Origin of the sequence: Flavobacterium sp. 120 (assembly GCF_003633605.1) — a bacterium.
In the GTDB taxonomy this organism is placed as follows: domain Bacteria; phylum Bacteroidota; class Bacteroidia; order Flavobacteriales; family Flavobacteriaceae; genus Flavobacterium; species Flavobacterium algoritolerans.
Genome location: NZ_RBKZ01000001.1, coordinates 2,301,916 through 2,315,204, shown reverse-complemented (window position 1 = coordinate 2,315,204; position 13,289 = coordinate 2,301,916). Strand labels below are relative to the sequence as shown.

The window sequence follows — 13,289 nt, the reverse complement described above, 5'->3', positions numbered from 1 at the left end:
ATAACGTCCCGCGGCTCTCACGATGTTTGGGATTAAATTAAGATTTATTTTGCGGTTTATCACAATTTTTACAAATACAAGACCGTATTTAAATTAAGCCTTAAACCCAAATATCGTGAAACCGCCTTAAGTTTACATTTCATAAATTTACACACAAATCAGAAAGAACAAAAGAGAGGAGTAAGGTTCTCGATAACCGCAGGAACTTCAGATTCCGTCAACAGTGATAATCCCCTCTCTTTTCTACTCTTATTTCGTACAGTTCTATGAGACTTAGATCTCGCTTTAAGGTGATGAAAATAAAGTAGATTGTCCTTTCCAAAATCATTTTCTTATGGATAAAGATAAAAAAACTTTCGGTATTGATATCAGTAAAGATACTTTTGATGTCATGGATTCATTGGGTAATTATTATCAATTCTCCAATAATTTCAAAAGCTTTTCAAAGTTTTTGAAATTGTTGGATACCAATTCACATTGTGTGATGGAAGCAACGGGTTATTATCATTATCAGTTGGCTTATTTTCTGGTAGATAATAATATAGCAGTTTCGGTAGAAAATCCTTTGTCAATAAAGCGTTTCATACAAATGAAACTAAGCCGAGTTAAAACAGATAAGTCAGATGCAAAAATGATTTGCTTGTATGGACAAGAAAGGGACCTCAAACTTTGGGCTGGTTATTCCAAAAATCAAATTCAAAGTCTTCAAATGATTCGATTACTGGATATCTATACCAAACAAAGCACTGCTTTGAAGAATAAAATACAAGCTGAGGAAGTATTAGGAAATCCTGCTAAAATTGTGGTAAATTCCCTAAAACGCAGTCTTAAAAATTTGCAGAAAGAATCACTGATTATTGAAACTAGCCTTTTCGAGTTGGTCAAAAGCGACCATCAAGAAATACTTACTAAACTAGAAAGTATTCCAGGAATTGGTCGCAAAACAGCTACGATGCTTGTTGTACTAACAGACGGCTTTAATCGATTTGAAAGCGGTGCTCAACTTTGTTCTTTTTGTGGGCTGACACCAGTAATCAGACAATCAGGAACTAGTATAAAGGGAAGGTCCAGAATAAGTAAAATAGGTAATGCTAAACTGAGGAATTTGCTTTTTATGTGCAGTTTTACAGCCTGCAAATGCAATAAGGCTTGTCAAGCCATTTACGAACGAATAACAAATAAAGGGAAAAGTAAAAAACTAGCACTGATTGCCGTTTGCAATAAGCTATTAAAACAAGCTTTTGCAATTGCAAAATCAGGAGTGGAATATAATGAAAGTTACAGAAGTGCTATACCAAAGATGATATAAAAAATAGTAAGTTTTATTTGTTTTAGAGCACAGTTCTTTGTTAGCAGCCGTAATTTTAATTTGTTTTTATGAATTCAATTTCGGTATCTATTCTATCACTCTTAGCATGAACTTTCATTTTATTGCCTTTAGTTTCTAGGATATCTACATAAATTTTTTGCCCAATCATATGACTCACGTCTTTAGGACAATTTAAAATTTTTTCATAAGTCATAATGTAACTGCATTCTGAAGTCCATTTAATTGAAGAATGAATAAGGATACCTGTCTTTGAATTTGTTTCTACTTGTAAATTTTCAGTTCTAGTGATTTTTTCAGGTTGATTTTTATTTACATATTCAAAATTCCCAGTTTTAAAATCTATGCAATTCTTCTCCTGAGCACAACTGCTTAACGATAAGAATGTTACTATTATTACGATTAGTTTTTTCATATTATGGCTGCTAACGTCTTGGCACTACAGCGGGTTTGGGACTAAATTAAGCCCTATTTTCGGATTTGCCAAATCATCCCAAATACAAGACCATCTTTCCATTAAGCCCAATGCCCAAATCCGTTGTAGTGGCTGTTGGCAGATCGTATCTTTTTTTAACTACCTAATTTCCCGTATCTCACATATTCCGAAAAATATAAAACAATTGTTTTTTTGCCTTTTTTGTATGGATAAAATAGTTCATAGTCGCCATCGTGATTGCTATATCTCAATTCTTCACTTTTTCCGCTAAATACTTTGTCTAAATATTCTCTTTCTTCTTGAGTTGTTTTGTACAGATATTCTTTTTTATTCGGTTCAATTGTATCGTTTAACTTTTCAAAATTACTTTGGTTAAATCCTAAATAAACAGGTGAACCATTTATACTATCCTTAACTAATAAATTTACACTTGGGAAATTCTTATCCGTTTCTGAATAGATTTCTAAAATATTACTTGTTTCATTTATATATTTTTCTGAAAATTCATAGTTAACTAATTTTGAACTATTCTTTTCGTTTTTCTCTAAAATTGATTTAGCGGATTTTATTAGCATTTTTTCTTTTTTGTTGGATGTCAAATAATCGCCACCAAATAATATTATTCCAATTATTGGAAAAATTATAAAAAGTATTAAATATGTTTTTTTATTCGATTTTGCATTATTTTCATCATTATTTTTGGTTTCTGCAATTCTTGTTAGATTAAACATTACGTTTATAATTAGTGAGCCAACCATTAAAGCAAGAATGCCCAAAACGCTCAGATAAAACGTTTCTGTCATATTTTCTCTAAAAACTTTTAATCCGAAAACTTGAATTATAATAAATGTAAAAACCCAATAAACTAATAGAATTATCGCTGTTATTCCAATTGCGTTGCTAAGTTTTACAAGTTGTTTCGGTGTCATAATTTTATTTTTTTGGTTAATTATAGTTTTCGTTTTTTGGAGTGATATGTCTGCCAACTAGTATATACTACTGACGACATCAGACATATCATCCCTAAATGAGGTAGATATGTCTGATAAAAGTCAGTCTTTATCTGTTTTCAAATGTATAATAATTATCTTATAAATCATCAAAAGGGCTTTTAATTTGTTGAATACTTTTGTACTTACAAGAGAATCTATTTAGCACCTTTTGCGTGAAGGATGGAAGTGGAGCTCTTTATTGTTTTATCCCGAAGGGTAAAATAATAAAAGCGGAAACAAACAGCCTGACCTTGTTGTAGGACTAAACAAAGTAATTTATACGAAAGTGCAACAACAAGGACACGCCCAAAAAAAGCCACAAAAAAACCGACTTGTTTTCACAAATCGGTTCGTATTTAAAGGGATTTCCGTTTATACAAATAAGCCTTCGATGCTTAAATAATGTTCTCCGGTGTCGTAACAAAAAGTCAAGACTTTGGCATTTTCAGGAATTTCATGCAGTTTTTTGGCCACTGCTGCGAGTGATGCTCCAGAGGATATTCCTACGAACATGCCTTCTTCTTTGGCGGCTCTTTGGGCATAGGCAAATGCTTCGTCTTTGCTTACTTGGATTGTTCCGTCCAGTAAATCAGTATGTAGGTTTGTGGGGATGAATCCTGCTCCAATTCCTTGAATAGGGTGGGGAGCTGGTGTACCACCACTGATTACCGGGGATGCTTCAGGTTCTACGGCGTAGACTTTCAGGTTGGGGAAATGTTGTTTCAATATTTCGGCACAACCTGTGATGTGACCGCCGGTTCCTACACCGGTTATTAAATAATCCAGTCCGTCAGGGAATGCTTTTATGATTTCCTGAGCGGTGGTTGTTTTATGAATTTCAATATTGGCAGGATTCTCAAATTGTAGCGGCGACCAGGCATTAGGCATTTCGGTTACTAATTCCTGTGCTTTTTCCAGTGCGCCTTTCATTCCTTTTTCACGCGGCGTCAAGACAAATTCGGCACCATAAAGACTCATGAGTCGGCGTCTTTCTATAGACATGGATTCTGGCATAACCAGTATTAATTTATAGCCTTTTACGGCAGCAACCATGGCGAGACCAATTCCCGTATTTCCGGAGGTAGCTTCAATTATAGTACCACCTGCTGCCAATAATCCTTTTGCTTCGGCATCTTCAATCATCGCAAGAGCGATTCTGTCCTTGATACTGGCCCCGGGATTAGCACGTTCCAGTTTTATCCATACATTATGGTTGGCACCAAACAAACGATTGATTTTTACGTGTGGCGTGTTGCCTATTGTTTCGAGTATGTTGTTGTATTTTGTCATAATTTATATGGAGAAAAAATTAATATCTTTTGTTTCCTGCTGATTCAAAACAGTATTTTTATTGGATTGCATGACAAATGAATACGGATTCACACTCTTGGTTATAAACGTATTTCCGCCTATAATACTGTGGTTTCCTATGATGGTGCTTCCGCCCAAAATGGTGGCATTGGCATAAATAATGACATGGTCCTCTACTGTAGGATGGCGTTTTTTTTCCTGCATGTTTTTCTCGACTTGCAACGCTCCCAAAGTAACTCCTTGATAAATACTCACATGTTTTCCTATGGTTGTGGTCTCGCCAATGACAATTCCGGTGCCATGATCTATCATAAAAGGAACGTCGATGGTAGCACTTGGGTGAATGTCAATTCCGGTTTTGCTATGCGCATATTCGGTAAGAATTCGTGGCAGCAGGCAAGAGGTACGGGAAGCAATAGCATTGGCAATGCGATAGACTTCTATAGCAAAAAAACCGGGATAGGAATTGATGATTTCCTGAATGCAATCGGCAGCGGGATCCGTATCTAATATGGCTTGTGCATCTTTTTGCATGAATCCGTAAAGGTCAGGAAGTACGGTGTAAAACGATTCGGCGTCATCCAGAATTTCATTGGCTGTCTTATCTTTTACAATCTCCGAAAGGATAGCAATAAAGTTGGCTTTGTTTTGGTCCAAAAGCAATTCGATTTGTATGGTTTCCAAAACTTTCTCGGGAAATAATATTTTGAATAAATCATCAATCCAATTGATAATTTTGGTAGAATCGATGGCTCTTACCCAATTTTTATTTTGGTTTTCATGCAGTGTATTCGAAAAACGGATGGTTTCAGTATTCATTTATGATGGAATAAAATCGGAATGGAATTAGTAAAATGGCTTGAAATACAAATATAAAGCAGAATTGAATAGGTTCATAACGCTGCTTTGTAAATAAATGTTAATATGTTAAATTCCCACAAAATGGATGCTTTGTGTTGGAAATGATTCCATAAAAAAAATCCGATTTGCTTTCACAAATCGGATTTTATATTTTTCTGTGGAGACGCACTGTAGTGCGTCTCTACGTTACATGAATATTTACAAATGTATTACCTCGCCATACGCATCAGCAACCGCTTCCATAACGGCTTCACTCATAGTTGGGTGTGGGTGAATTGATTTTAGTATTTCGTGTCCAGTAGTTTCCAGTTTACGCGCCACAACTGCCTCAGCAATCATATCCGTAACTCCGGCACCAATCATGTGACATCCTAACCATTCTCCGTATTTAGCATCAAAGATTACTTTTACAAAACCATCCGGTGTTCCGGCAGCTTTTGCTTTTCCTGAAGCTGAAAATGGGAATTTACCAATTTTCAATTCGTATCCTTTTTCTTTAGCTTGTTTTTCAGTCAAACCTACAGAAGCAATTTCTGGAGTTGCATACGTACAACCCGGAACGTTTCCGTAATCGATAGGTTCTACGTGAAGTCCTGCAATTTTCTCCACACAATTGATTCCTTCAGCAGAAGCTACGTGAGCTAATGCTTGCCCTGGCGTAACATCACCAATGGCGTAATAACCAGGAATGTTCGTTTGGTTGTAAGCATTTACCAAAATTTTATCTTTGTCAGTAGCAATTCCTACTTCTTCTAATCCGATGTTTTCAATGTTGGTTTTGATTCCAACTGCCGAAAGTAAAATTTCAGCTTCTAATACTTCTTCTCCTTTTGCTGTTTTCACAAATGCTTTAACACCTGCTCCAGTAGTATCAATTCTCTCAACAGATGAGTTAGTCATGATTTTGATACCTGCTTTTTTCAAAGAACGCTCCATTTGTTTCGAAATGTCTTCGTCTTCAACAGGAACTACATTTGGCATAAATTCTACAATGGTTACATCAGTTCCCATAGAGTTGTAGAAATGTGCAAATTCAATTCCAATCGCTCCGGAACCAACAATAATCATCGATTTTGGTTGCGTTGGTAATGTCATTGCTTGTCTGTAACCAATTACTTTTACACCATCTTGAGGCAAATTTGGTAACTCGCGAGAACGTGCTCCAGTCGCTACAATAATATGGTCTGCACTGTATTCAGTAACTTTATTGTCTTTGTCAGTAACATCAACTTTCTTTCCTGGTTTTAATTTTCCAAAACCATCAATTACGTCGATTTTATTTTTTTTCATCAAGAATTGAACACCTTTGCTCATTCCATCAGCTACTGAACGGCTGCGTTGTACCACAGCAGGGAAGTCTTTATCAAATGATGAAACAGTCAATCCATAATCAGAAGCGTGTTTTAGATAATCAAAAACCTGAGCTGATTTTAGTAATGCTTTAGTTGGAATACAACCCCAGTTCAAGCATACACCACCTAAGTTTTCTTTTTCTATTACGGCTACTTTAAAGCCTAATTGTGATGCTCTAATAGCTGTAACATAACCACCTGGACCACTTCCTAAAACTATAATATCGTATTTCATTTTGTGCTTGTTTATTTGTTATTTGTACAAAATGCAGTCGGCAAGGCCTCGTGTCATTTCAAAGTTTTTTATTTGTTTTTTATTGGTAAAATGAATTCGTAAAAATTCATTTCATTTTGTGTGTTTTTCTTGTTTAATTGATTGGGCGAATTTAAGGATTTATTCTGTTTTGAGAAAGTTTCAAAGTAATAAAGTAGCAAACTAACAAATTTTCAGAAAAAGACCTTGGTTTTAAACAAACTGCTACAAGGTAAAAATCAAATTTTTGTTTTTTAGCCTTTGTCGCTTTGTGAAAAAAACTAATTCGCTACCGAAAACTGGGAATCATACAAGTTTTTGTAATACCCACTTTCACGGTTTATTAATTCCTGATGCGTTCCTTGTTCTACTATCAATCCTTTGTCCATTACCACAATTTTATCTGCATTGACAATCGTTGCCAAACGATGCGCAATCACAATGGATGTTCTGCCTTTGGTAATCGTTTCCGTAGCACGCTGAATCAATTCTTCGGAATACGTATCTATCGATGACGTGGCTTCGTCCAGAATCAAAATACTTGGATTACTCACATACGCTCTCAAAAAAGCAATCAATTGGCGCTGACCCGAAGAAAGCATAACGCCGCGTTCCTTCACATCAAAATCATAATTATCCGGCAAACTCATGATGAATTCATGGACGCCAATTTTTTTGGCTGCAGCCAAAACCTGTTCGCGACTAATTTCAGGATTGTTCAAGGTAATATTGTTGAAAATAGTATCGGCAAAAAGGAAAACATCCTGCAATACTACTGCAATTTGTTTTCGCAAGGAACTCAATGTGTAATTCTCAATATTGTGATTGTCTATATAAATAGAACCGCTGTTGATTTCGTAAAAACGATTCAGCAAGTTAATAATTGTAGATTTTCCGGCACCTGTAGAGCCTACAATAGCAATAGTTTGCCCAGCACTAACCTCTAAATCAATTCCTTTTATCACTTCTTCATCCGGAATATATCCAAAACGTACCTTTTTAAACTTGATGTCTCCCTTAAAGATTGGCGCTTCGATAACTCCAGTATCTTGAATTTGATCTTCGGTATCTAAAATATCAAAAACACGGTTTGCGGCAATCATTCCCAGTTGCATCTCGTTGAATTTATCCGCAATTTGACGCAACGGATTGAATAACATCCCGATGAACATCGTGTACGAAAATAAATCTCCAAAAGTGGTGAAATTATCTCCATTTAATATCTTGATTCCGCCATACAAGACAATAAAACCAAGGGTTAAGGATGAAATAATATCGGCAATAGGAAAAAAGATGGAGTTATAAAGAATGGTTTTTATCCATGCTTTTTTGTGCTTGTCGTTGATGCTTTTGAATTTTTCGTATTCAATTTCTTCCCGATTAAAGAGTTGGACAATCTTCATTCCCGTCACGCGTTCCTGTACAAAGGAATTCATATTGGCAATTTGGGTACGTACTTCTTCAAAGGCGACTTGCATTTTCTTTTGGAAAATTCGAGTGAAATAAACTAAAATGGGCATCGCCACAATCACAATCCATGTCAATTTCCAGTTCATGTAAAACATGAAAGCCAGTACCACAACCATTTTCATCAAGTCACTGATAATCATAAACAATCCCTGACTAAAAATTCGGGCAATGGATTCAATATCTGAAACCGAACGTGTCACTAGTTGTCCCACAGGAACGTGATCAAAATATTTCATTCGGAAACTTAAAATATGGCGAAATAATTTTGTTCGAATGTCTTTCACAATATCCTGACCGAGCCAGTTTGCCCAATACACAAAGTAAAACTGCGAGAATACTTCCAGTAAAAGTACAATTCCCATCAGAATTACATACAATAATAAGCCCTTTTGGTCTTGGGTTGCAATGTAACCATCTACGGTTTGTTTCAATAAATACGGACGTAATGCCGCAAAAATCGACAGTGAAACGGCAAAAATAATCACACCGTTAAAACGCCATTGATAGGGTTTGGTGAATTTTAATATTCGTTTGAATAATCTGGTATCAAATGCTTTTGCTTTCATATTTTTTGGAGCTATTCCTGCTATTCGTTGCAATCTTTTATGTTTTTGGCAACAAAAACATAAAAGGATTTTCACTGCTATCAGGGCTATTGCGTAATGTAATCGTATTCTATTTTGGTTAAATACAAACCATGCGCCGGAACCGAAAAACCTGCTTTATCTCGGTTTTTACTTTCTATTATGGCATTAAAATCAGCCAGTGTAATCTTGTGTAATCCTATGTTTACCAATGTTCCAACAATGGCACGAACCATATTTCGTAAAAAACGATTGGCCGAAATGGTAAAAATTAAGTTCCCATTTTCTTGTTTGTCTGTTCCTCGAGTCCAATAGGCTTCAAAAATTGTACAGTCAAATGTGTTTACATCTGTATTCACTTTTGAAAAACATTGAAAATCAGTGTGATTGAAAAGTAGTTTTGCCGCTTCATTCATTAAATCGATATCTAATTTTTGATGGAAATACCAACTTTGCTCTTGCGAGAAAACATCTTTAAACGTATTGATATGATATTCGTAGGTTCTTTTTGTAGCATCAAAACGGGTGTGCGCTTCATCATGAACTGGAATAATTGCATAAATCACAATATCTTTTGGAAGATAAGAGTTGAGTTTATGCACCAAACTTGGAATATCAAATGGTGTTTCAAAATCAAAATGAGCATACATTTCTTTGGCGTGGACGCCGGTATCCGTTCTTCCGGCTCCCATAAGATTGATAGTTGTATTCAATAGCACCGAAAACGCTTTGTTCATCGTTTCCTGAACGGAAGCAGCATTGGGTTGGTATTGCCAGCCGTGATAATGGGTTCCGTTGTATGCTAATTTGATGAAATATCTCAAGTGAATTTTTTTGAAGCCACAAAGATACTTATTAATTTTTTTGCCACGAAGTCGCTAAGGCGCAAAGTTTGTTAAGTTTCAATTTGATTTTTTATTTGGAATTCGAATGTTTATTTTTACCACAAAATCCTAGCCCTGATAGAAGTGAAAATCCTTTATTGTTTTTGCTGCCAAAAACAATAAAGATTGTAACGGATAGCAGGAACTAGCTCCAGATTCCTTCGTACCTCGCAATGATACCATAAATATGAAAAAAATACTACTCCTTTCTGATACGCACAGTCACATTGATGATACGATTTTGAAATATGTTGCTCAGGCTGATGAAGTTTGGCATGCGGGCGATATAGGTGATTTGGCTGTAACCGATGCGATTAAAAAGCTAAAACCGTTGCGTTGTGTTTATGGTAATATTGACGATGCAAAAGCTCGATTAGAATTTCCGTTGCACAATCGTTTTATGTGCGAAGGAGTCGATGTTTGGATTACACATATTGGCGGGTATCCGGGGAAATACAATCCTAATATTAAAGCGGAGATGGAATCGAATCCTCCAAAATTATTTATTTGTGGGCATTCGCATATCCTGAAAGTCATTTTTGATAAAAAACATAATTTATTGCACATGAATCCTGGAGCAGCCGGAAAAAGTGGCTTTCACCAAGTGCGCACGATGTTGCGTTTTGTGATTGAGGGAGATAAAATCAAGGATATGGAAATTATTGAGATGGAAAAACGGGTGTAGTTGTTTTTTTTTGATAGGAAATAGGCACTTCAATAGCCACAGTTGTTCCGGAATCAATCTTTGAATGTATTGTGATAGTTCCTTTTAGATTATTTATTCGGGCTTTAATCTGATTGATTCCAAAACCTTCCAGGATATAAAATTTATCGGAGTCAAATCCTCGACCGTTATCCTCGATTTTGATTTGGAGTGATTTATTGTTTTCTTGAATAGTCAGGTTAGCCTGAGTGGCAAGACTGTGTTTTATGATATTGTTGAGTAGTTCCATTATTATAAAATACATTTTCATTTCAAAATCCTCATTGTAACGTGTTTTTGTTGGTACAACAATAGAGTAATTAAATTGAATTACGGAGTTTGAATTTTTCTCGCATAAATCTTCTAATGCGTAAAATAAACCAAATCGTGCTAAAAGTGTCGGCATCAATTCATGGGATAAATCCCTTATTTGATCGTGTGCTTCTTCTAATATGGCTTTAGTTTTTATAATTTCTTCGGCATTAGTATGGTTTTGAGAGGTAAATGCATTGAGGTGTAATCCTGCTGAGGATAATAAGGCGCTGATGTTATCATGCAAAAACGAAGCAATTTTTTTTCGTTCTAATTCTTGTCCGTTGATAGATGCGTTGATTGTATTTTGTTGCAGTTGACTTTGTATGTCTTTAATTCTGTTTTTTTGCTTAAGCTTTGAGTTTTCTGAGAAAATGTAAAAAAGGAAAAAGAAAAATAATAAAAGTACAATTATTACAATTACAATTTTTTTGTTTCTGGATTGCTCTTGTATAAGTAAATACTCTTTGGTTTTGTACTCGTTTCCTATTTTGTCGATTTCTCTTTTATACTCATCAATCTCAAGATTTATTCCGGCAACATTTGCTTTGTTGAGCTTTTCCTCGTTATTTAATTTAACAGTAAGGTCATTGTAAAGTGCCAAATTCTTATATGCATTTTCATAATCTCCATTTTTTAATAAAAATTTAGAAAACTCATGATGTGAATAAGATAAGTCTGATTTTTCATTTCCTTCATTTCCTAATCTGATGGCATTCTGAAAAAAAAACGACGCTTTTTGAGTGTCATTTTTGTAGCTATGATACATTCCATTTAGCATGTTCAGTGCAACAATGGTTGATTCATCACCATGTTTTTTGTGGTGTTTATTGATGTAATTTAAATAGGGAAGTCCCTCTTCATAGCGACCAATGTCAAAATATGCCCAAGTAATATTAAGTTTAGTAAAAACTATTTGAGCTGAATCATGAATTTTTGTGCTGTATTGCAGCGATTTTTTGTAGTAGTAAATTCCTTTTTCATATTGTTTTTTGTCAAAGCAATAAATGTTTCCCAAGTTATTATTTAACCAGTTTTTTAAAACATCATTATTTGTTTTATTGGCGTAGATTAATCCTTTATTGTAATAAAAAAAAGCTTTTTCATATTCAGACAATTGGTCAAAATTTGCAGCAATTGTGTTGTAGGTTGCAGCAATTAGATTGTCGTCTTTTAAAGCAATAGCATGTGTTAGGGCATGTCTTGATTTTACTAATGATTTTTCAAAATTACCCGCTTTCATAAGCTCGTTTGCTTCTTTAGCTAGTTGTGTAACTTCTTTCTTTTGGGGTAATTTTTTATGTGCAAAAACAGTAATTCCAGAGAAATTAAGTAGTAAAATCAATACTATAACAATTTGTTTGTACGGCATAGATAATTTGATTTTTCTGTTTATGGTTGTTTTTAATTAAAAGCAAATCGCATTTGTGATTCACAAATCAGGATTTAATTAATTTGTTTTTAATGGCATATTTAACCAGACTTATAGAGTTTTTTGCATCTAGTTTTTTCATTATATTTTTGCGGTGGGTTTCAACAGTATTCACACTGATAAACAGTTGGTCACTAATTTCTTTACCGCTGTATTCAAGTGATATTAAGGTGATAATTTCTAACTCACGATCCGTTAAAATAGAACTTACGGCAGACTCATTTTTAATTAATTTCACATTGTCTTTTGTAACGGTACTAAAGATTTTTTCCCGTACTGATTTACAAAAATATTCTTCGCCTCTGGATACGGCCTGAATTGCTTCAACAATGTTTTCACCGGCACATTTTTTTGTCAAATAACCACTGCTGCCCAGTTTCATGACTTCCTTTATTATTCTTAAATCATCATAACTGGATAAAACAATAATTTTACAGGGAAATCCTTTTTCGGCAAATTCCTTAATGACTTCAATTCCATCTTTTTTGGGCATATTAATATCTAAAATAAGAATGTCGGCTTTATTTTCGGTAACCTCATTGAAAATGGTGTCTCCATTGAGAGAGAATCCAACTACTTCAAAATCAGGAAGGGTATGTAGCAACGTACGAATACCATCAATAAGTATTTGATGGTCATCAGCAAGGTGAATTCTAATTTTTTGTAACATATCGTAATTACTATTTTCAAATTTATAAAAAAAATAGGAGAATATCATTTTATAAGATTTTTATTCTTTTTTTAATCCAAATAAAAAAGATTAGACACAAAAAAACCCGAATTGTTACATTCGGGTTCTCTTCGCACTAATAAACTAAAGTTTATAGGTTTACCTCAATCTGTCCACAGATTTTACAAGATCTTCATCCTTTTTGATAGCTTTATTAGCCAAGACTAATAACACGATAGCAACTACAGGTAGAAACATCCCAATACCTTTCTCTGAAACAGCAGGTGTTTCTCCAGATAGATTTAGTGAACGATATACAAACAATCCTAATAAAATCAAATTTAATATGATATTCAATCTGCCAATAACAAATTGATTTTGTCTTTTTTTATAGGAAACAATACTTAACAAAGTCAGTGTAGTACTCAATCCAAGTATTATGGTATATACTTGGCTTTGCATGAAATAAAAGTCTTTTCCATCTTTCATTGTCCATAACGGAATAAAAAATAGTAAGATGCCTGTAACAACAAAAGCAAGTAGTAAATATATGGTCTGAATTCTTTGTATCATTTGTTAAATATCTTTTACAAAAATATATTTTCTTTTTAATAAATACTATTGTCTGATTAAATTTTATTCGTATTATTGCATCATAATACCGTAAGCACTTCATACTGCGGTTGATTCAAAATAAAGTTT

At 34.4% G+C, this 13,289-nt stretch carries 12 protein-coding genes; 2 read left to right on the top strand and 10 right to left on the bottom strand.

The window, feature by feature from the left end; genetic code table 11:
• Nucleotides 1-334 precede the first annotated feature (334 nt).
• Nucleotides 335-1,309 carry an IS110 family transposase gene (locus C8C87_RS09870; RefSeq protein ID WP_121342482.1) on the top strand — a complete coding sequence of 325 codons (975 nt, stop codon included), beginning with the start codon at nt 335-337 and terminating at the stop codon, nt 1,307-1,309.
• Nucleotides 1,310-1,364: 55 nt separating this feature from the next.
• Here the strand turns inward: C8C87_RS09870 and C8C87_RS09865 are convergent, their stop codons facing one another.
• From C8C87_RS09865 to truA, 7 genes are all read right to left on the bottom strand, one after another.
• Complete coding sequence (locus C8C87_RS09865; RefSeq protein ID WP_121342481.1) at nt 1,365-1,742, bottom strand: hypothetical protein; 378 nt, start codon at nt 1,740-1,742, stop codon at nt 1,365-1,367.
• 155 nt (nt 1,743-1,897) lie between these two features.
• On the bottom strand, nt 1,898-2,749 hold the full coding sequence (locus C8C87_RS09860; protein WP_121342480.1) for a peptidase: 852 nt from the start codon (nt 2,747-2,749) through the stop codon (nt 1,898-1,900).
• A 378-nt stretch (nt 2,750-3,127) separates the two neighbouring features.
• A complete protein-coding gene (gene cysK / locus C8C87_RS09855) occupies nt 3,128-4,045 on the bottom strand; it encodes a cysteine synthase A (RefSeq protein ID WP_121342479.1) in 918 nt (305 codons plus the stop codon).
• Nucleotides 4,046-4,048: 3 nt separating this feature from the next.
• Complete coding sequence (locus tag C8C87_RS09850) at nt 4,049-4,885, bottom strand: serine O-acetyltransferase (RefSeq protein ID WP_121342478.1); 837 nt, start codon at nt 4,883-4,885, stop codon at nt 4,049-4,051.
• 240 nt (nt 4,886-5,125) lie between these two features.
• Nucleotides 5,126-6,514, bottom strand: a complete 1,389-nt coding sequence (gene lpdA / locus C8C87_RS09845) for a dihydrolipoyl dehydrogenase (RefSeq protein WP_099714842.1) — start codon at nt 6,512-6,514, stop codon at nt 5,126-5,128.
• A gap of 299 nt (nt 6,515-6,813) precedes the next feature.
• Nucleotides 6,814-8,568, bottom strand: a complete 1,755-nt coding sequence (locus C8C87_RS09840; protein ID WP_099716297.1) for an ABC transporter ATP-binding protein — start codon at nt 8,566-8,568, stop codon at nt 6,814-6,816.
• A gap of 86 nt (nt 8,569-8,654) precedes the next feature.
• The gene (truA, locus tag C8C87_RS09835; protein WP_121342477.1) at nt 8,655-9,410 is read right to left on the bottom strand and encodes a tRNA pseudouridine(38-40) synthase TruA; all 756 of its coding nucleotides are present in this window, start codon (nt 9,408-9,410) and stop codon (nt 8,655-8,657) included.
• 247 nt (nt 9,411-9,657) lie between these two features.
• Between truA and C8C87_RS09830 the strand changes: the two genes are divergently transcribed.
• Nucleotides 9,658-10,155 carry a metallophosphoesterase gene (locus C8C87_RS09830; RefSeq protein WP_099714844.1) on the top strand — a complete coding sequence of 166 codons (498 nt, stop codon included), beginning with the start codon at nt 9,658-9,660 and terminating at the stop codon, nt 10,153-10,155.
• On the opposite strand, the gene C8C87_RS09825 is transcribed toward C8C87_RS09830, so the two are convergent.
• From C8C87_RS09825 to C8C87_RS09815, 3 genes are all read right to left on the bottom strand, one after another.
• Entirely contained in the window at nt 10,130-11,857 is a 1,728-nt protein-coding gene (locus C8C87_RS09825; protein ID WP_121342476.1) for a tetratricopeptide repeat-containing sensor histidine kinase, read from the bottom strand. The genes C8C87_RS09830 and C8C87_RS09825 overlap by 26 nt on opposite strands.
• A gap of 67 nt (nt 11,858-11,924) precedes the next feature.
• Nucleotides 11,925-12,587, bottom strand: coding sequence for a response regulator transcription factor (locus C8C87_RS09820; RefSeq protein WP_099714846.1), 663 nt, complete (start codon nt 12,585-12,587; stop codon nt 11,925-11,927).
• Nucleotides 12,588-12,746: 159 nt separating this feature from the next.
• Complete coding sequence (locus tag C8C87_RS09815) at nt 12,747-13,160, bottom strand: DUF4293 domain-containing protein (protein WP_099714847.1); 414 nt, start codon at nt 13,158-13,160, stop codon at nt 12,747-12,749.
• Nucleotides 13,161-13,289 lie beyond the last annotated feature (129 nt).